Genomic DNA, 21032 nt, shown 5'->3' with positions numbered 1-21032 from the left:
TTAGAATTATATCGGTGATAAGTTATCAGGCGCGCTACGCCCTGACACACCCAAGGCGTGGGCCACTCATTTCGATGTTACGGTTAATAGATTGACTTTACGGGGAGGTAAGCCACCAGCGATCAGTACAAAATCGCTGGTGGCTTCTTACAAATTCCCGCCGCGGCCGGCGGGCGCACACTAATTACTGATGGTCTACCCAGTAATCGTATACGACAACTTCGCCATAGTTATCAGACTTACCGGTTTCGCTGCCTTCTTGTTCGGCATTACTTTGAGTGTAGTTACCGATTTTAAAGTAGGCTTCACCGTAGCTACGATCCATCACGTAATCGCTAGATCCATCACGCACTAAGTACTGGCTGGCATTACCCGAATTATAGGCATTGTTCAGGTTGCCATCTTCGCTGTAGTACACGTAGTGCTTGCCATCGATCACCTCAAAAATAACCTCGTGATTGGTACCCAGGCTGTAGTTGTTGGTAATGGTGACATCACTGCGCAGTTTACCGCCGTTAAAGCTCAAGAACAGGTGCGAGTCTTCTAGGCGCAGTACCAACGCATCGTCAATGCCATCATCTTTGTTACCGTGAATCTGAGTGGCAACCAAGTGGCTCTTAACGATGGGTAAATGCGTAATCGCTTGTTTTACATAAACGACGTGCTTACCAGAGGTGGTCCAGTAAATATCTTTACTGCCATCGGCTTCGCGCTCGCGCAACTCGGACCGAATGTAATCAGAGTTTGGCGTTGAGCCATTGCCGTCGCGGACTGGAGCGAAAAACACGATGCCATTGCCCGAGTCGTTAACATAGAAGTACTCATTGTTGCCTTCACCACACAGTGTTTTATCTTCTACGCCATCGGGGTAGGTGATCTTCCACTGATTACAGTTGCTCATCAAGTCAGAAGGAATCTCAGCCGAGCCAGATGGTTCGCCACCACCGTTGTCACCACCGCCATTGTCGCCGCCACCATTATCACCGCCGCCCGAGCCGCTGCCCTCGGCGCCGTAAACCTCTACTTCGGTGATATTGGTCCAGTTGCTACCCGAGGTATTCTCGAAGGTTTTAACACGTATTTGCTGTGCATCAATGTCGGTAACGTCAAACACCTCGATACCGGCCGTAGAGCCACTGCTGACATCGTCGTACACTTTAGTCCACGAGCCGCTTGTACCAGGACGGGCGTAAATCTCGAAAGTATAAGCGCGCGAATCACCACGCCCCCAGGCAATGCCTACTTCGGTCACTTCACTCACTTCTTCGAGCTGAATGGTTAAGTTAACCGGTGAGCCAGATGCCGCCCAGCGAGATGCCCAACTGGTGCTGCCATCAACCGCGTTAGAAGCCGGATAACTTGAGTGACTGCTGCCGTCGTCGAACGCCGTGTCTACGGCGAGTTTGCCATCGCTCGAGCTACCACCGTCACTACTGCCGTCGTCGACACGGTGCAACTCCCATTGCTGGTTGACGTTAGTGTCACTAGAGTTCCACAAATAGATAGACTGACGATCTGCCGCTCCACCGTTGCCATCAAGCGAGAAGCCCGAGGCGTTGCGTTTTTCAAAGCGGTAAACCTCAGTACCATCGTAAACTTTTACTTTAGAAAACTGCTGGTTGTAATTACCGGCGTTACAGGCTTGCAAAGTCACCGCCTGGTTGCGGGCGCCGCCGCTGCCAGCATCCCAGCACAGATTGGTGTCTTCTTTTTTGTAAGAGTAATAACCGTTGCCACGATCCAGCTGAACCCACTGTTGGTTGGCATTGTTGAGGTTGGTTCCCCACAAGTACAGCTGTTGGCCAACTTGTGCACCACCATTGCCATCAATGGAGTAGCCTGTGCCGTATTTCTCCATCACAAAGGTCGCACCGTGGGCTAAGGAGCCGGTTAAGGCCAGGGAAGTGAAAACCATTAATTTATTCAGTTTCATAACACACTCTCTTATCTCTGTTATAGGTCTTATGTAATCGGGCACTCACACTTTTGGGCAAGTAAACCGCCTTGGGTTATCAATCCTCGACAATCCAAACCGGTATGGTAAGTGCACCTTTGGTAAACGTCAGAAACTGGCATTAAGGCTCTAATACGAATCAGGTTATGTGGAAATACAATCAGACCACGTTGGCGACTCACTACTCTCAACCCGGTATACCCACTTCACTGTCGGCGAAACCGGCCACATGCCATTCACTGGCGAATCCGGCAGAAACATTACAACATGGTTCACCTATTTGTAAACAAATATACATACCAATAAAAATAGTGTTACGAATAGAATCAGATTTTATAGAAATCAGAGCGCATAAATTCAATTTAGAAATATAAAGGTATATCTATAATTTCATTAAAGAATTAAAAGGCGTCGAAGGATAAGCAAAACTCACGCAACGGAGGGCCAAAGGAGAAGGAGATCACATATCGAACAAGTCATTCTCTGCTGACACATCAGAAACAACCAAATGAGGTAACAAAAATAATCAACAATACGGTAACAAAAGATACAAACCAACTCACTCAACGTTAAGCGATTATCTGCTTGGCGGTAGCCACTCGCCGCCCAAGAGCGCTGACAAAGTGCTTAAAGCACTAGAACCGGCTGAGCGCGAAGACAGCGGATTGGACGTTTTCATCATCAGCTCGTAAATTGGGCTGCACAGGCTGAGAAGCCAAAAATCGCATAAAGTGCAAGCGCAAAAAAAACAGCAATACCTGACGGAGGCTTATCTCACACCCTGCATTCATTTTTCAGCGAAGCTCACGTCCCAAAACATCAATCGGCCAACAATTCTTTTTTCCCATCTAACTCAGAGTATTGGTCGCAGCTTGCACTGACGGCGCAAACGGATTACATTTCGTAAGTCTTAATATAGCCTCTTATCTTTCTCAGACACGGAGCTGTCAGAAAGCTTCTTGTTTTTCAAACACCTTTAAACCAGTTTCTAGCGGTGACAAAGTGCTGGGATAAAGTGCGACTGAGTCGCGTTAATTGGCCGTTAAATTTCACAAGTAATCTGAACGTGATGAGTACATATCGACTTCACTATCTTGCAGATAGCGACGACATGAGTGACAAAGCCTACTTTAGCGAAACACTGCTAAGTATCGGGGATATTCTCCAGTTGGGCTGTGGGTTTTACTACATGGTAATAGATATTAAGCAGCAAAAAACGGAGTTTCGCCTAGATCTTTCAAAGTCGGCACAGCCTGCCTAGGCATGTGAGTTGTTGGCAAAGCAATATGAGTACATCTAGCCAGCAATTTACCAAGGGTAGGCAAAATCACCCGCAAAAAACGCGGGCTGGACTCGCTAACGCTCGCCTTTGCTACCAACGTGCATGTATCACTCAAGTAAGTAACCACCCCCTCTTTGCGGTACAGATGGTTTTACAAAAACCTAGGATTCGGGCATACCAGTCTATTTCGCCCCAAAAGCAATGGGTTAAAATCTCTTTTATCGAGCTGCTATTAACTAGCAGACCAAAACAACGGCTCAACTCTTGATTCAGAGCCTGGAAGATGCCTTGCATTATAATCAAAAAGGAAATAAGCCTTGAGTGAACTAGAGAATCAGAAAAAAACTATCAGGAGATCAGTGGCTATTTTCGGTGGCATATTTATGGCCGCTGGCCTATTAACGGTAACTGGAACGATATCGGCATATTTTCTTGGGGAAGCTAGCCGCACTTGGCCGCAAACCAACGCTGTGATTCTCTCCTCTGAGGTAAGCAAGTACGAGAGCCGCTCAACGGGAATAACCACCAATCGGTCCATTAACTATGCCCCAAATGTCGTTTACACCTACTCCGTAAAAAACAACAACTATACAAACAATAGAATTAGCTTTTCTCCTATTGGAGGCAGTAATCGAAGTAGAATTGCGCGGTATGTATCTAGATTTACCATTGGAAAATCTTACCCCGTTTACTATAACCCCGGAAAACCTGAGGATTCGACTCTTATCAGGGGCACAAGCAAGTTAAATATCGCAGGAATATTCGCAGCCTTGGCGTTTTTCTTATTTGGTTTTTTGGTCTACAAATTAAGAGATGTATATGCCAATTCGATACCCAAGGATGAGATACAAAGTAAGACCTAAACTTGGGACATTTAAGGGCGTAACGACAATTCCAGAAAACAATACGCCTAAGACAACTATTATAATACTTAGTTTTTTAGCGACCTAAAAACCTGTATTTTAAGGACAAAAAATGACGGGACAATTAAAACACCTTCAAACGAAGCACGGTTTTTTCTGGCTACTGCTCTCAGCCTTACTCGCTAGCGCATGTACTTATGACGACGAAGTTGAACCAAGAAAAGTGCAAAATCAGCCCACACCCGAGTCATCATTGGACAGCCCCGTTACCACCTACAACAACATCAAAGATGACGTTTTTCTAACTCGCTGGACATTGCTGGAGCCAGTCCCATTTGGCAGCACCGAAAAAGAGCTTAAGGCTGCGCATAGCCAAGACTTAATAAAGATCAATGACCTGTGGAAATCAATAAAAGTAGGCAAAATCACCTTAAACAGAGAACCGTACAATTGGAAGTCGATCCACTCTGATTTCAGTTATATTCATTTAGATCGATACCTTGAACCTACAAAATTCGCCTATACCTATGCTGCCGCTGAGATCGAGTCCAGCGAAAAAGAGAGCGGGTATTTTGGTGTGGGCAGCAACGCGGCACTAAAAATCTGGCTTAACGGCGAGATTATTCATGAGAGCCCCATCAGCACAGAGATAAGCCCTGATCAATACCTTGTGCCCTATAACCTTAAAGCGGGGACGAATCGGCTCGTTATCAAAGTATTGCGCGCAGACAAGGGTTGGTCTTTTCTCTTTAGGCCATTAAGTAAAACAGCTACCGACAATGCCTTTGTCAATCTATCCCCCTCGCTATCCAGTAACGAGCTTGACCGCCTTCTGAAAAGCGGGATTAGTATCGACGCAAGAAATAATTTGGGCCTAACGGCGCTTCATATTGCTACTCATATAGGCGATACGAAACGGCAGAATGCGCTTATAGAGCGAGGCGCAAATATAGAAATAACCGCGCCAGATGTAGCCGCGCAAATTTCCAATTACTTCGACAGCCTTTACTATAAGGGCTCGTCGGGATTTTCCTACTTAATTGCCCAAAATGGCAAAGTATTGGCAAAAGGTGGCAGGGGCCTGGCCAACGTCGCAGCAAACACATCAAACGACACCCAAACCAAGTTTCATGTGGGGTCAATCACCAAGCAATTTACCGCAGCATCTATTTTGCAACTGCAAGATAAGAGCTTGTTGTCCCTTAACGACCCGTTAACCAAGTACTTCCCCAGCTTATCAAAAACCAAGCCCGTGACGCTTAAGCATATGATGACCCATACCTCGGGCTTATTCGAACCGGACGCATCTAAAGCGCTATTTAGCCAACATCTTGGGTCACACGATTTTATAAAAGCACTAGAAGAACAAGACTTGTACTTTAAACCGGGCGAACAGTGGCGTTACAGCAACTCTGCTTATGTCGTTTTGGCATTGATTATAGAAAAAGTATCCGGCCTTTCTTTTGATCAATACTTAAAAACGAATATCTTTTCGCCACTGGGAATGAAAGACTCAACAATTTATAACAATAATCGACGCTTAACCCATGCAGCGACAGGCTACGCAGTAGTCGACGAAAAGACCGTTAAGGCTCTAGACCCGGGCGTATCGAGCTTGCACGGAAACTGGAATGGAGCCACCGGTTTAATATCCACAGTCGATGATCTTTTTATCTGGAATGAGGCTTTACACAGCGGTAACGTTCTTAGCGATAAAGCTTACAGCGAAACAATCACTGCAACGGTACTCCCCAAGGGGTTTAAACCGCCAGTAGAATACGGCTTCGGCATAGCCGTTGAACGTATCGCCGGTTTTACCGCCCTAGGACACGCTGGAGAGGCACCGGGATTCCACGCAGAGTTGCTGTGGCTACCGAATGAAAAGATCACCTTTGTTTTTCTTGCGAATACAAACCGATGGGAGCTGAAGTATAAAGCTCGAACGGCAGAGAAGATTGTTCAGGTTGTGCTTGGTGAGCAATAGTTCATATCGATATACTGGGGCGTAGGTTTTTACTCGACGTTTTTATCAGCAGCCAGGCTCTGCTGGCAGCGCTCTGATTCTTCAGAGCTTGTCACTAAGGCTTGGCGAATCGACAGCTCAGAAATGAGCCAGACAATCAGGCTAAGAACCACAAGCGCCTCATCCTGTACGAGCATAAATGCCTTACCGCTAGAAACAAGGAATCGTTATGAGATTTATACCAGCACCGCCTCCAGAGGCACTGAAAACGTGCCAGCGCTGCAACTTACAGTCACCCGAAAAAACGAGCGAGTGTACTCACTGCGCAGGCCTATCCGATGCGGAGCTGAAAGATTACCTTAAGCGCCACCAAGGCCAAGCTGAGGCCAGCTCTAAGCTAGGGCAGTATTTTGCACTAGCAGCGGCGCTTATCTTTACATTGTTAGTGCTAAGCATTCTTGGAAATTAGCCAAGCTCTGTGGTATTGATGACAGCTCCCCCTCTTCCTCGTCACAGATCAACATGAGCGGGTCAAAGCTCCACCCCTACATTGATTTTATTTTCGTAACACCGTGTCGAAATACCAGCGCCCTCTTCGACTATCCTGTAACAACCCTCTGAGGCGATTTTTAAGTCAGTCACGGTTGTTTCGTGCGCGTTGGCACGAATTACTACATCAGTTAGCTAGTACTCGCACTATCATCGGTGCGTTAAACAACAGGAGCAATGCGATGAGCTATATAGACGGTTTTGTGGCCGCAGTACCAACAGCAAATAAAGATCAATATATCGCACATGTTAAGTTGGCCGCCGAGTGCTTTAAAGAACACGGCGCCCTTAGGTTAACAGAGTGCTGGGGCGATGATGCTCCAGACGGAGAGACAACCTCCTTTCCCATGGCGGTGAAGCGCAAAGACAATGAAACCGTGGTGTTTGGTTTGGTTGAGTGGCCCTCTAAGGCCGTTCGGGACAGAGGCATGCAACAAGTAATGGAAGACGAGCGCATGAGTGCCGAAAATAACCCCATGCCATTTGACGGAAAACGGCTTATATACGGCGGCTTCCAAGTTATTTTTAATCAGTAACAAGTAGCCCGCCTCGACCGTAAGGCTCAGGTGGGCAACTCTACATCTGGAGCGATCCTATGACGACAATAGCCAAGAACAGAGTGTGCCTGTGGTTTGATGGCGACGCTGAAGCGGCCGCCAAATTCTATGCGAGCACTTTTCCCGACTCTTCGGTCGATGCCGTACATCGCGCACCGAGTGATTATCCAGCCGGCAAGCAAGGTGATGCACTAACCGTAGACTTTACCGTTATGGGCATTCCCTGCATGGGGCTTAACGGCGGCCCAGCATTTAGCCACAATGAATCGTTTTCGTTTCAGGTAGCAACCAATGATCAGGCCGAAACCGATCGCTACTGGAACGCCATTATTGCCAACGGCGGTGAGGCGAGTGCCTGCGGCTGGTGCAAAGACCAATGGGGGATTTCGTGGCAAATAACACCAGTGGCGCTAACCCAAGCGATAACCAGCTCAGATGCTGCCGTTGCCAAACGCGCTTTCGATGCCATGTTAACCATGACAAAAATCGACGTCGGAGCAATAGTAGCGGCCGTCCGGGGTTGATCGAATATTATGCTCCCGATCTACTCCGCCAATAGGCTGTTCTGGGGGGACGCCCACATCGCTACGTAGCAATTTTTGGGGTTATCTGAGACACTGACAAAAGCCAACATAGCGGCTCGGATTACCGGGCGAATTTTGGTTTTGTTAAAACAATAAGGACGAGAAAAGCCGAATATACACACCGGGCTTTTACTATGTCTGAGAAGCAAAGAGCCTCCAGTGCGAGAACCGCAACCACTTACATTCTCCACAATAGGACACCACTATGAATACTCGTTTCTCGCAAACTCTTTTAGCGGCCACATTTAGCATTTGTTGCTCAGTTCAAGCCGCGCAGTCGGATATTGGATCTGACTTATACCAAAAAGAGGAAATATCCGGCGACAAAGTACCGACCCAGGCGCTAGAGGCTGTACAAAAATTACAGCCAGGCTTTGTGCTAAAAGAGGCTGAACAAGAATCCAAGCACGGCAACCAGTATCTTGACCTTGAAGGCGTAACCGCCGACGGCGCCGAAATTGAGTTCGACATGTTACTCAACGAGCAAAACCTGTGGGAGGTTGTTGAGATTCAACGCGACCTAACGCTGGCAGACTGCCCAACCCCGGTACGCGAACTGTACAGTGACACCTTTGGCCAGAAGAAACCCCAGCGTATTATCGAAAGCAAACAGATGAGCGATGTTATCGTCTATGAGTTTTATTTTGTGGGTGCCGACAGTCAAACTTCGAAGCGCGAAATCAAGCTAGAGAACGACTCAGCCACACTTTTGTCAGACGAGTGGCAGCATTAGTCTTAAAGAATGCGAACTGAGCATAAAAATCCAATGCGCGAATAGGCCAAAACAAAAAGCATAGCGGCGCTCACGCCCTGTTTTGTTTAACACTTGTCTATCACGCTGCACGGCCTGCAGCGTGATAGACAAAAGCTCCACTCGCGCGATACAACACAAGTACACCCGAACAGTAATGTAGACCTAGTGCTGGCATTACCTGCACCCCATGATTAAAACCTATAAGCCCTATCCTTCAACCGGCATTCGGGCCTTATAGCGCACCAAAGCACTTTAGGTATAACCGCTAGGGCTCTCCCAGATACTTGGAAAGCGTCGTCCGCCAAGAGTCGCTGGCAATAATCTCCAATAACGCGTGGTTAATCGGCTCGCGCAGGGTACTGCCCTCGGGCAGGGCAATCGCGTAGTCTTGGCGCTCGAAGGTGTTAGGCAGCACTCGTAGGTCGCCGGGATAATCGCGAATAATGTGGTATTTCACAATAGGCTGATCGTAAACCACCGCATCAACCTGATCGTTCTCAAGCTTATCAAGCGCGTCATCTAACGATTGCGTGGCGTGAAAACCGATGCCCCGCTCGCGCAAGCTGGTCGCACTGGCCGACCCACTTACCGTGGCTACTCGCACACTAGAAAGATCAGCGACGCTGCGTACCGACGATGATAATTGCCCCACAGTTAAGCTAGTGGCAATGGCCGCGGTAAAGCTGGAGATAATAATAATGGCGGTAAACATCCACACCAAGCCAATCAGCCGACCGGCCAAGGTGGTTGGAGCTTTATCGCCATAACCTACCGTGGTCATGGTTACCGCCGCCCACCAAAAGCTGGCGCCTATGCCTTGGGCTTTAGTGCCGCCAAACATCTCTTTATTTTTGTGTCGCTCCGCCAGCCACAACAAAAAACCCACTAATAACAATAAACCCACCAGCGCACCGCACGCGGCAAAAAACTCCCAAGACATAAAGCGCTTAATCGTGCTCCAGAGTCCACTGCTTTGCGAGCGCACCGCAATGGTGAGGCCAGTGGTGTGAAATGGATGGGTAAAGTCAACAAGCGACTCGCGCTCGGCAGTCACGGTGGTTGCCGCCACCGAGACATCTAAGCCACCGTCTTGCAAACCTGCCAGCAAACCATTTAGGTCCGTCTCTTGAAAACGGTAGTCTCTACCGAGCTTTTCTGCCGTGCGCTGCCATAAATTGATGCTCAGACCAGCGTAACTGCCATCGGGTTGCTTGATGACAAAAGGCGGCGCGACTTTAACGCCCACCGTAAGGACTTGATCGGAAGACTGAGCCATACCCAGCTGTGGTGCAGCAAGGCAGGCGACTAGAGCAAGAATATAAATACGCACAGGCTTTCCCTCGAAGGTGTCTGATATTTTAACGTTGGCACAGTTTACCCGCGCTTTCAAATAATCAGACCATAAAGCCATTGAGCGACGCCGCAGACGAGCAAACTAAACCTGCCCTCGCCCCCCGCTCGCGATGAACGCGACCGCTAGCGAGGCCTGAGCCGGAAATGAAACGAAAGGGGGGAGTCTGTCGGTATTCGATGTAGGGAGGCACCGCTTGCGATAGCCTCCCCGTAATGCGCTAAACGCCGGCCTGTGCCCGCCGCTCATTGAGATCTGCCTCGATCTCTTCCATGCGTTTAGTGTTAAGCGGATAGACAACCAGCAACAGCACCGATACAAATGCAAACACGGCAGGTACCCAGCTCATCAGCAGCACCATGCCATCGGTTGCCTGGGCGATCGTGCTTTCGTCGGTTCCTACATAACCGTAGGCGCCCAACACCATTAGTACTAGGGCGCCGGCAAAACCGCCACCGGTTTTCTGAATAAAGCTACCGGCCGAATAAAACAAACCGGTGGCGCGGCGGGTGTGCTTCCACTCCGAGTAGTCGGCAGCATCGCCCAGCATGCTAAAGGTGAGTACCGGCATAAAAGCGGCAAAAAACTCAGCGGCGCAACCCAGTACAAACAAGCCGGTTAAGTCATCTTTACCTAACAGGGAGATACAACCGGTAAGCAGCCCGCTGACAATCAATGAGACCGCAAACAAGGTTTTCTTGCCCACCAAGCGAGTAAAGTAACCACAGGCAAATGCCGCCACAATCGAGGTAATCAGCAACGCTAAGAAGTACAGGCCGGTCATGGTTGGCTCTTGCAAATAGTGCTTAAAGTAATAGGCAATCACCACGTACTTAATGCCGTTAAACAGCATGGTTAAAAAGCCTAAGCCAAGAATCATCAGCCAAGGTTTGTTGGTCAGCAAATCGATTAAATCACGCTGCGAGGGGGTAGTGTCCGTATCCGGGCGGTTGATGAGCTTGCGGATGAAATGCCCGGTGACTGCCAGCACTACGGCACAAGTGATCCCCATATACCAGGGGTTAAATTTATAGGTAGCGTCTTCGGTCTGAGTCAAACTAAAAAAGAACAGTGAGATCGACAACAGCGGAATCACGATAAACGGCAGGTTATAAAGTAAATCTTTAAACTCTTTTTTAAATGAGCCCGTATTGGTGGTGGGCACAATACGCTCTTTGGTCGCCATAAAGGTCACGACACATAGCGCAACCAAGAGAACCGCAAACACATACATGGTTTGCTGATACCCCTTGGCTTCGTCGATCTCTCCGGCAACCCCCGTTTGGCCAAAATACTCCACCAGATAAGGCGTGCCGCCCATCACCAAAGCGCCACCTAAAAACGCCCCGGCAAAGCGATAACCCGAGAGCACACTGCGCTCTTCGTGGCTGGGAGTCATGACCCCCATCAGGGCCGAGTAAGGAACGTTATTCACTGTGTAGGCGAGTGTCAGGCCGATATAGGTAAAATAAGCCCATACCAGCTTCATTTGAGGGCTGATATCCGGCGCGGTAAACGACAACACCATAAACAAACCCAAAATCGGCGCGGACCACAGTATCCAGGGGCGAAATTTACCGTATTTAGTGTGGGTACGATCGGCGATCATACCCATAATAATGTCGGTAATACCATCGGATACACGCACCAGCAACAAAAGTGCAGCCGCAGCGGCAGCGGTAATGCCGAGGGTATCGGTATAAAAAACCGCTAGGTAAGCCAGCGCACCGCGCCAAACAAGGTTGGCCGCCGCATCGCCCATGGCGTAGCCGCTTTTTTCGAGAATTGAGAGCTTATGAGAAGGGTTTGTCGCCACAGTTCACCTCAGGGTCTTGTCATTATATGTCAGGGCATTTTGACCGAAAGCATAAGAGGCCACCGGGCAAATGTACAGCGCTAAAACACCGTTAACGATACCGAGAACAGCGACATCGCGCGCGCTACCCTCGGCTGTCGGAACAGACCGTAAAAACCCGCTGAGCGGCACCGACCAACGCCCATCAACAAGACCGTAACAAGCGTCTAATGTACGTGCCTGCCACCCTAATCTTGCAGCCGGCGTGCGATTTCCTCCTTCCAGCTGACAATCGCTGTATCATCGGACTCAAATAGGGCGATACCAATAAGGTAGCGGCCATTGCTGGGCCGGCACCACTTGATTTCGCCGGTCAGCACATAGCGAACCTTGGGCGAATACAGCTGTATACACAGCGGGTAAATGTTGCCCACAGGCAACGAACGGTCGAGCTCCACCTGTAAACCATTGGCCGACAAATCGGTAGAGCGGCTCAACAAAATTCGCGCGGCATCGTCCCCTTGCTCAGCCTCAAGCTCGATATAGACAGCCTCGGAGACACTAAGGCGATACTCTTGACGCTGCTCATTATTTTGCATGTCAGTAACCATGTTGGATTTCCACGGGTTAATTACTCAGTGCGCCGCAAACCACGGACGATTGTTTCGAGACGGTTTTCAAACCCTTGCTCCGGCTTGTAAAACACAGCTTCATCGCGGAGCAAATAACCCAATAGGTCGTCATAAAGTAGCTCGGCTACTTTGCGCCCTACTCGGTCGACAAATATATACTTGTTGGTTGAGCGCATACTGACGGCTAACTTGCAGCGCACGGCTTTGCCGTCGTCTAAAGGCAGGTCGGCCCACGTGCCCAGCGTGAGGTTATCCAGCGTATCGCGCAGTTGCTGCTCACGGGCCTCGCGCGCTTCACTTAATTGACGCGCCTTTATTGCTTGTTCGCGGGCGGCGCGCTCAAGTGCAAGGCGCTCCGCCTCGGCGCGGGCCTTAACTTCGGCCTCTTTTTTTACAAGCAACTGACGCTTTTTAGCTTGAATTAACGCCTGCTTCTGGCGCTCAAGCTTTTCGCGCTCCTGTTGTTCCGCCAAAGCCTGTGTGGTCAGCCGCTCGTGCAGGTTTTCCATCCGCGCGTTAACCGCCGCCAACGCGGCTGACAAAGAGGGTATCTTGGGAATCTCTTGAGCGATCCCGGCGTCAAAGCAGGCCGACATTTGCTCGACGGTTTTTTGCAGCACTTTGTGACCGGAGCGATTCACAAATAACAGAGTATCAGTGCCCGGCGCTTGCATTAAAAACTGGCAGCGAATCAACGTCTCACCGCTATCAAACTCCAGCCAATCACCGGCCGAAAAGTGATGCTCTGCGCCGCCATTTTGCAACTGACTGAGCGACTCGACCTCAGCTGACACTTGCCGCTTGGGTGCGGTCACGGTTTCGATGGTTTGCCCTTTTAACAAGGTGATAATTTGTGTGGAAAACTCATCGACATAATCCCGATAGACATTACCGGAGAAGGCTTTACTGACCGATTGATTTTCTAACTGGGAGAGTAGCACCGGGCCTTTATTAAAAAAAGCTTGGCGATCCTCGGGGGATTTTTCTGGGTTCACCGACCAGACAATCAACCGCAGGATGCGCATCCAAAAGCTCCAGTCGGGGGCCTGGTCGGACTCGTTAATCAGTAGGTACTGCAAACTGGGCAAGACAATGTGATCAATAAAATCTAACGTGGCCTCAGGCAGTTGGTGCAGCGCCACCACATCGTTATAGATACCTGTGACGCGCTGTTGCGCATGGGCGATTTTGATATGCCCCAGCTCAGAGGTTTGCATTCTCTCGGCGAGCATCGCCGCGCGGTCAAGCTCTTTATCACACGCTTGATTAAAACTGGTAAGCGCGGCAGCCCACTGCTCTGGCCCCTTCGTTAACGACTCGGATAGCGCCGTGAGTCGCTCGGTAAACTTGCGCCCAGTGGGCCCTAAACCTGAATACCAGGTGCGCAAATGAAAAAAACACTGATCAAACAGTTGCCGGTTCTGCTTAACGTGCGCAACCGTTAGCGGTTCATCACTCGCCACATACGCGACAATCGCCCCGATCATAGCGCTGCGACTGGCGTCAAGCGCGTGATCGCACTGAACATTGTCTTGCAGCGCGTGCCACAGCCAAGCCGCATACAGCCCCGGCAGTCCGGCCTGACGGGCAAAAGGCAGTTCACGGTAAGCGGCCCATGGATCGTCGGCTTGATAAAAGGTTGTCTCAAGCTCGCTGATATCGCCTAGTTTGGCCGGCGCCGTCAGCGGGCCCACCCCCAGCAACTCTCTGACGTCTTGGTATTGAGCCATGTTATCCACCTTTACCACCCATTGCGATCTCGCGCCATAAACACCTCTTGTGCGAACCAAATACGTGCAACGCACACACAATGCGCACCGCGCCCCCCCCAAAAGCACGCACAACTATCGCCCACCCACGTCGTAACGGCGTGCACGCGCACCAAATTATAACCCTTTACCCGCAATTGGCGAGCTGCCCGCGGCATTCTGGCTGCACCAAAACATCTCAATAGTTTGTGGCATAGCGCTTGCTATCACCACTTATATATCGCCTGGGTAGCTATCGGGCGAAGCAAACTTTTATAACCTGTGTCCTAACCATTCTAGACGGAAGCAATGCGATGAGCTCAGAAAAAATGAACCTCCTGGATGTTTCGAGAGCCAATATTAGGTTACTACACCTCACTTGGTTTGCCTTCTTCTTAACCTTTGTGGTGTGGTTTTCTCATGCACCGCTAAAGCCGTTGATCATGGAAACCTTCAACATGGATCTCGGCCAGTGGAAAGCGCTGCTGATTTTAAACGTGGCGTTGACCATCCCAGCGCGAATTGTAGTCGGCATACTGGTCGATAAATTTGGCCCGCGTATTGTGTATAGCTTACTGCTCGCCTCGGGCGGCTTAATGTGCCTCGCATTCGCTTCGGCGCAAACTTACGAGCAATTGGCTCTAACTCGCTTTTTATTGGGCTTTGTCGGCGCCGGGTTTGTGATTGGTATTCGCATGGTTGGCGAGTGGTTTCCCGCCCGTCAAGTTGGCCTGGCCGAGGGTGTATACGGCGGCTGGGGCAACTTTGGCTCAGCGGCGGCCGCCTTTACCTTACCGACCGTTGCCCTAATGTTTGGCGGTGAAAACGGCTGGCGCTACGCCATTGGCATTACCGGCTTAATGGCCATGGCTTACTCGGTGGTGTTTTATCTGCGCGCGCGCAATACCCCGCAAGGCTCGACTTACTTTAAACCGAAAAAAAGCGGTGGTTTAGAAGTTACCAGCAAAAAAGATTTTTACTTTTATTTGGCCATGAACTTGCCAATGTACATTATTTTGGCGGTACTGGCCTGGAAGCTGTCACCCGCAGGTGTTGGGCTTCTTACTCAGGGCACCACCTATTTAATGTACTTAGTATTGGTGATGCTGTGCGTTTATCAGTTCTCGCAGATTTATCGTGTAAATAAAGAGATGCTGCAAGGTGCCGTAGTACCCGAGCACGACAAATACAAATTCAAGCAAGTGGCAATTCTCGATTGGGCTTACTTTGTCACCTTCGGCTCAGAGCTGGCAGTGGTGTCTATGTTACCCGCGTTCTTCCTAGAAACCTTTGAGGGGATGAGCCTCGCCATGGCCGGCGCTCTGGGTGCCGCCTACGCCTTTATGAACTTAGTCGCCCGCCCCGGCGGCGGTTACATCAGTGATAAATGCGGCCGCCGCCTGTCTATGTCAATTTTCATCATCGGCCTAACCATTGGTTACTTCACTTTGTCGCAAGTCGACGGCAGCTGGCCCATTGCTTTTGCGGTAGTCGCGGTGATGTTCTGCTCGTTTTTCGTTCAAGCCGGTGAAGGCGCGGTATTTGCCATGGTGCCACTCGTTAAGCGCCGCATGACCGGGCAAATTGCCGGTATGGCGGGTGCCTATGGCAATGTCGGCGCAGTGACCTTTTTAACCATTTACAGTTTTGTCGATGCCGGCACCTTTTTTATGGTAATTGGAGGCTGCGCCTTAATCATTTTTGGTATCGTCCAATTTTTAGAAGAGCCTAAAGGTCATATGACCGAAACCAATGAAGACGGCTCGCTGGCGCAGATCGAGCTTACCTAATAAATTCTTTTTCCCCGTGTCTGCAGCGGATCTTCGGATCCGCTTTTTTTTCATCCTCAGGAAGCGCTATGATGTCGCCACAACAAGAACAAGCAGGCACCGACCCAATGGATCACATCCAATCATCGTTGCAGCTCGACTTTGCTCAACTGAGCGATGCCGGCCGCAAGAGCGAAAATCAAGACACCGTTGGCGCGCGCTTTCCCGAGGGCGCCGCACTTACCACCAAAGGAGTCGCCATCGCCATTGCCGATGGCGTTAGCAGCAGTGAGGCCGCCCGCCAAGCCAGCCAAACGGCGATTACCGGCTTTTTAACCGACTATTATGCCACCCCCGACACTTGGCGCACCGGCCAATCGGCCAATCGCGTCATTCAGTCGCTCAACCGCTATCTGTGGAGCCAAAGCCAAAACAGCGTACGCCAAGAGGGCTACCTCACCACCTTAAGCATCATCGTCATTAAAGGTGACAAGCTGTTTACGTTTCATGTCGGCGATAGCCGCATTTATCGCTTGCGGGGCGGCCAACTGGAGTTACTCACCCGCGATCACACGCAAAAAATTGATCGTCGCACCACTTATTTAAGCCGCGCCATGGGCGCCGACCTGAGCTTAGAAGTGGACATGGAAACTCATGAGGTAGAGTTGGGCGATGTGTTTATGCTCAGCACCGATGGTCTGCACGATTGGGTAGATCACCGCACCCTGCAAGCACAATTAAATGAGCAAAGCGATTTAAATGCGCTTTGCCACAGTTTACAACAAGCCGCGCTAAACGCAGGTTGTGACGACAACATCAGTGTGCAGTTAGCGCGAGTTAAGCAACTCGGTACCGCCAGCCAAGCCGACACGGTGACGGTATTATCCCGTCTGCCTTTTGCGCCTTTATTAAACACCGGACAGACCATCGACGGCCTAACCGTCGAAAAAATTATGCACGAGTCCGAACGCAGCCAGGTGTATTTGGTGAAAGCACCCGATGGCAAAAGCCTGGTCATGAAAACCCCCTCGGTTAATTACGAGGACGACCCCGCGTACATCGAGCGCTTTGTGCAAGAGAGCTGGATAGGAGCACGGATTGGCAATCGCCATGTGGTGCGGGTAATAGAGCCACCACAACCGCGTTCGTGTCTGTACTATTTAACCGAATATATTCCCGGCCCGACGCTCTCGCAAGTCATTAGGGAGCGGGCGCCACTGTCCGTATCGGACGCCGTCGAGCTCGCCGAGCAATTGGTGACCGGTATTCGCGCCCTGCACCGCAAGGACACGCTGCACCAAGATTTAAAACCCGACAATGTCGTGCTCGGCACCCAGGGCGCCTGCCTAGTGGATTTTGGCTCTTGCTGGGTTGCGGGGATACAAGAAATGGGCTCAGCCATCACCCCCGATCACATTCTCGGCACGCTGGATTACTCGGCGCCGGAGTATCGTTACGGTGGCCGTACCGGGCCGCGCTCTGACCAGTTTTCGCTCGCGGTATTGGTGTACGAGATGCTCACTGGCAAGCGCCCTTACGGCGAGGCTTACGGCAAAGCTATGTCGCTCAATCAATTTCAAAAACTTAGTTACCGCTCGGCGCTACAATACAACCCTCTGGTGCCAATATGGCTAGACCGAGCACTGGAAAAAGCCCTGCACATACAGCCGGCGCAACGCTACGATGCATTGTCCGAATGGCTAAAGGATTTACAGCGCCCCAACCCCGACTGGTTAACGGCAAAACACAAACCACTCATAGAGCGTCACCCCGAGCGAGTCTGGAAAGCCGCCGCAATCGTCGGTTGGTTATGCGTCGCAGGGCTGGCGGCTACCCTTATGGTTCGATAGCCGATACTCACCCGCAAACCGCCCACGCAAGGCCTAAAAACGCGGCAATATGGGCTGACCCACATTGCCGCGCCGTCAAAGTAAGTAAAATATCTCTCGCTCATGCTGGCGCCGCGCTACAAGCCACTTAAACGGCGCAAGAGCACTCCGACACGGCAGCACCTCATCTGCGCAAACGCTACCTTTGGCACCGGACCCAGTTCACATTTTTAAGCGTTAATTCCCAAAAGCGCCGTATTTTGGCCTTTCTACCTTACCAAAAACTTACATTTGTTAATAAATTGACTACTATCAAGTCACAACTGGTCGTGTGGCCTTACCGAAAGCACGAGCACGTTGTTGAATCACAATAACAATAGGTGATCCTTTCAGGCGCACTCGCGCCTGACGTATACCCAGATGCCCACCCGGCTACCGGGGCTCACCTTTATGCCCAAAACACTACGAAGGAGTCAGTTTATGCCTTTCTCAAGAGTACGACGTGTCATTCCCACGAGCTTGATATCAGCTGCGGGGCTTTGCTTTGTTAGCGCAAGCTTTTCGCACGCGGCCACCGTGCCGGTGTATAACGCCACCGACTTACAAAATGCCCTTAAAACCGCCAGCCAGGGCGACGACATTGTGGTTCATCCCGGCAACTATACCGGCAACCGCAACACCAGCGGCGAGAGTCGCGCCCATTTTTACAGCGGTAATAGCGGCACCGCCAACAACCCGATTACGCTGCGCAGTGCCAGCAGCAGCAATAAACAAGTGTTAAAAGGCGATGACATCAACAACGGTTATGTCTTTTTGCTAGAAGGTGATTACTGGATCATTAAAGATTTAAAATTTACTGACTCGCAAAAAGGTATCGTACTGGAAACGGCCAACCACAATACGATCGATAACGTAGAGGTACACAATGTCGGCCAAGAGGCCGTGCATTTTCGGATCAGCAGTTCTTACAATCGGTTAAGCAATTGCTATATCCACAATACCGGTAAGCGCGAAGGTAAAGAAGGTACCGGCGAAGGGGTCTATATCGGCACCAACAAAGGCAACGAAGCGAGCCCGCCAGATTACAGTAACTACAACCGCATCGGCGGGTGCAGTATTGGGCCACAAGTTACCGCCGAGGCCTTTGATATTAAAGCCGGCACGGTAGGGACGGTTATCGAATACAACTACGTCGATGCGCGAGGTATTGTCGGGACAACCGCGTTCCCCCAAGCGGACAGTTTTGTTGATTTGAAAGGCACGGACGTTATTATCCGCAATAACGAGATGGCCTATCGCGGCGACAACAATGTGACCCACGCTATTTATAGCTTTCGCGAGCATCGTCAGTCGAATGTTTACGACAACACCTTTAATCTACCTGTCGATGCCGGAACCTTTCGCGCTCAGGAGCCCATGATTAATATCTCAAACAACTACCGAGCCGACGGAGGAAGCAACTTAGTCTGGAAAGAATACCAAAGCCGCAACATCGACTATTCGCTGAATCAATCTATCGAGCAACCCAACGAAGGGCCGTACGCTTGTTTTGATGAGCTCAGCGGTGGCTGTGGAACCACCCCAACATCATCGAGCAGCAGTTCATCTAGCGCTACGGCGTCCAGTTCGAGCAGCCATTATTCATCCAGTTCCAGCAGCTCTTCATCGTCAAGCTCCAACTCATCAAGCTCAACCGGTAGCGATGATAACTGTGTCGCCGTCACGTATAAAGTTCGAACTGAAATCACGCTTGGCAGCAACCACTGTGTGACATTCGACCAGCCACTACAAGGAAAGACGCTACAACTATGGGACAGTGACGAGAACACGCAATGCGATTTTCGCGGCACAATCAGCGCCATTGATGGCTCTGGCAATGCGACGGTTACGTCAAACTATACATCGGCCAGCGGTTTTTCTGGAAGCTCACTCAGCATCAACAGCAACAATGGCTGCGAGTATGTAAAAATTAGAGCTTATTAACAATAACGCTCCGTCAGGCACGACTCTCACGGTGGATCGTGCCTGACATCAATTAGTAGCCCTAAAATCGCGGCAAGTGTTTAACATCAAGCCGCAGGCTTTAACCTCAACACCACCACATCATGGGCAGGAATACTTAACTGTAGTGGCTTTTGCGTATTGCCTTTCAAGTTTTTCCATAAGCCCCGGTAGGTAAAAGTCGCTTTGTTAAAGTCGATAGAGCGACCAGTAAGATCATCTTTAACCACATTAAATTGCCAATCGTGATTTACCGTTAAAATATCGTCACCGCGATTTAAAAACAAAAATGCCCATTCACCGTTGCTTAGGGGTTTGACAAACACATTCAAGTCACCGGCATCAATATAACGCATCGCCTGCACGCCAGCAGGGTCTTGATTGAGTGCGATAATATCTTGATTGGTCAAAATCTCGCGGGCCTGTTTCGACATAGTACGCAAATCATTACCGGCGATTAGAGGCGAGTTCAACATGGCCCACAAAGAAAAGTGCGAGCGATCTTCTGCCTCGGTCATGCCGTTGCCCACCTCCATCATATCCATATCGTTCCACCGTCCCGGACCTGCGTATTGACGCAAATTTAGATCTTTACGCATATCTAGAATTTTAAGTACGCCCCACGATGACCAGCTGCCCCAGCCGTAGCCGCAATCCCAACACGGATAAATATCACCCGAGATGCGCCAACTATGACCAATGTCCGTCGCCCACTCCCATGGCTGATTGTCGCCCCACTCACAAATACTAAACAGGATAGGTCGCTCCGCTGCGTGCAGCGCGTCGCGCATTGTGGTGTAAGCCCCCTCTGGGTTGAGGTTTTCGGTATCGCACCAATCGTACTTTAAGTAATCGATACCCCAGTCTGCGTAGGTTTTTGCATCTTGGTACTCGTGCCCGCGCGATCCAGGGCGACCGGCACAAGTGGTGTCGCCCGCATCGGAGTATATGCCAAGCTTTAACCCTTTCGAGTGGACGTAATCGGCCAGCGCCTTCATGCCCGACGGAAAATGTTCTTTGCTAACCTGAATATTGCCATTTGTGTCACGCTCGCCATGCCAGCAATCGTCGATATTAATGTACTCATAACCGGCCTCCTTCATACCCGATTCAACCATGGCATCGGCCATTTCCCGAATGGTTGTTTCATCTACGTCACAGTCAAAGGTATTCCAGCTGTTCCAGCCCATGGCTGGCATTTGCCCAACCCCACTAGACTTTTCAGCACTGGCTATCGCGCTCAATAGTGTCAGGCAAAAAACACCGAACATTAACGTTACTTTATGCATTATTTTTACCGGCATGGTTCTCTCCAGTTTTTATTAAAATCGCTAAGCTGTACGCAGCTAAACGTATATATAAGATAATTTATTTATTACCTTAAAAAGCCGCTTGCGCGGC

General features: G+C 50.2%; 16 protein-coding genes. 9 read left to right on the top strand and 7 right to left on the bottom strand.

What is annotated here, in order from left to right:
- Positions 1-184 precede the first annotated feature (184 nt).
- On the bottom strand, positions 185-1933 hold the full coding sequence (locus ACGHAD_RS01860; RefSeq protein ID WP_382416814.1) for a polysaccharide lyase family 7 protein: 1749 nt from the start codon (positions 1931-1933) through the stop codon (positions 185-187).
- A gap of 1620 nt (positions 1934-3553) precedes the next feature.
- Here ACGHAD_RS01860 and ACGHAD_RS01855 point away from each other — a divergent pair.
- The gene (locus ACGHAD_RS01855; RefSeq protein ID WP_382416810.1) at positions 3554-4099 is read left to right on the top strand and encodes a DUF3592 domain-containing protein; all 546 of its coding nucleotides are present in this window, start codon (positions 3554-3556) and stop codon (positions 4097-4099) included.
- Between the two features lie 112 nt (positions 4100-4211).
- Entirely contained in the window at positions 4212-6083 is a 1872-nt protein-coding gene (locus tag ACGHAD_RS01850) for a serine hydrolase (protein WP_382416808.1), read from the top strand.
- 29 nt (positions 6084-6112) lie between these two features.
- On the opposite strand, the gene ACGHAD_RS01845 is transcribed toward ACGHAD_RS01850, so the two are convergent.
- Positions 6113-6259: a hypothetical protein gene (locus tag ACGHAD_RS01845; protein ID WP_382416806.1), complete on the bottom strand. Its 147-nt coding sequence runs from the start codon at positions 6257-6259 to the stop codon at positions 6113-6115.
- Between the two features lie 32 nt (positions 6260-6291).
- Here ACGHAD_RS01845 and ACGHAD_RS01840 point away from each other — a divergent pair, with 32 nt between their 5' ends.
- From ACGHAD_RS01840 to ACGHAD_RS01825, 4 genes are all read left to right on the top strand, one after another.
- Positions 6292-6531, top strand: a complete 240-nt coding sequence (locus ACGHAD_RS01840; RefSeq protein WP_339617108.1) for a hypothetical protein — start codon at positions 6292-6294, stop codon at positions 6529-6531.
- A gap of 262 nt (positions 6532-6793) precedes the next feature.
- Entirely contained in the window at positions 6794-7147 is a 354-nt protein-coding gene (locus ACGHAD_RS01835) for a DUF1428 domain-containing protein (RefSeq protein ID WP_382416804.1), read from the top strand.
- A 59-nt stretch (positions 7148-7206) separates the two neighbouring features.
- On the top strand, positions 7207-7692 hold the full coding sequence (locus ACGHAD_RS01830; protein WP_382416802.1) for a VOC family protein: 486 nt from the start codon (positions 7207-7209) through the stop codon (positions 7690-7692).
- A gap of 265 nt (positions 7693-7957) precedes the next feature.
- Positions 7958-8485, top strand: a complete 528-nt coding sequence (locus ACGHAD_RS01825; protein ID WP_382416800.1) for a hypothetical protein — start codon at positions 7958-7960, stop codon at positions 8483-8485.
- 286 nt (positions 8486-8771) lie between these two features.
- Here ACGHAD_RS01825 and ACGHAD_RS01820 read toward each other — a convergent pair whose 3' ends face one another.
- The 4 genes from ACGHAD_RS01820 to ACGHAD_RS01805 form a co-directional block, all read right to left on the bottom strand.
- Positions 8772-9917, bottom strand: a complete 1146-nt coding sequence (locus tag ACGHAD_RS01820) for a transporter substrate-binding domain-containing protein (RefSeq protein ID WP_382416798.1) — start codon at positions 9915-9917, stop codon at positions 8772-8774.
- Between the two features lie 160 nt (positions 9918-10077).
- Positions 10078-11673, bottom strand: a complete 1596-nt coding sequence (locus ACGHAD_RS01815) for an MFS transporter (RefSeq protein ID WP_339617103.1) — start codon at positions 11671-11673, stop codon at positions 10078-10080.
- 227 nt (positions 11674-11900) lie between these two features.
- The gene (locus ACGHAD_RS01810; RefSeq protein ID WP_339617102.1) at positions 11901-12251 is read right to left on the bottom strand and encodes a PilZ domain-containing protein; all 351 of its coding nucleotides are present in this window, start codon (positions 12249-12251) and stop codon (positions 11901-11903) included.
- A 32-nt stretch (positions 12252-12283) separates the two neighbouring features.
- On the bottom strand, positions 12284-14014 hold the full coding sequence (locus ACGHAD_RS01805; protein WP_382416794.1) for a DUF1631 family protein: 1731 nt from the start codon (positions 14012-14014) through the stop codon (positions 12284-12286).
- Positions 14015-14346: 332 nt separating this feature from the next.
- Between ACGHAD_RS01805 and ACGHAD_RS01800 the strand changes: the two genes are divergently transcribed.
- The 3 genes from ACGHAD_RS01800 to ACGHAD_RS01790 all read left to right on the top strand — a co-directional run bounded on the left by ACGHAD_RS01800 (position 14347) and on the right by ACGHAD_RS01790 (position 19613).
- A complete protein-coding gene (locus ACGHAD_RS01800) occupies positions 14347-15822 on the top strand; it encodes a NarK family nitrate/nitrite MFS transporter (protein WP_382416792.1) in 1476 nt (491 codons plus the stop codon).
- 107 nt (positions 15823-15929) lie between these two features.
- Positions 15930-17651, top strand: a complete 1722-nt coding sequence (locus tag ACGHAD_RS01795) for a bifunctional protein-serine/threonine kinase/phosphatase (RefSeq protein ID WP_339617134.1) — start codon at positions 15930-15932, stop codon at positions 17649-17651.
- Positions 17652-18110: 459 nt separating this feature from the next.
- A complete protein-coding gene (locus tag ACGHAD_RS01790; RefSeq protein ID WP_382416790.1) occupies positions 18111-19613 on the top strand; it encodes a hypothetical protein in 1503 nt (500 codons plus the stop codon).
- A gap of 86 nt (positions 19614-19699) precedes the next feature.
- Here the strand turns inward: ACGHAD_RS01790 and ACGHAD_RS01785 are convergent, their stop codons facing one another.
- Positions 19700-20935 carry a glycoside hydrolase family 27 protein gene (locus tag ACGHAD_RS01785; RefSeq protein WP_382416788.1) on the bottom strand — a complete coding sequence of 412 codons (1236 nt, stop codon included), beginning with the start codon at positions 20933-20935 and terminating at the stop codon, positions 19700-19702.
- Between the last annotated feature and the right edge of the window lie 97 nt (positions 20936-21032).

The sequence above is a fragment of the Gilvimarinus japonicus genome (genome assembly GCF_042847215.1).
Lineage (GTDB): Bacteria > Pseudomonadota > Gammaproteobacteria > Pseudomonadales > Cellvibrionaceae > Gilvimarinus > Gilvimarinus japonicus.
The sequence above is the reverse complement of the archived record's forward strand: the minus strand, read 5'-3'. Positions and strand labels throughout refer to the sequence as shown.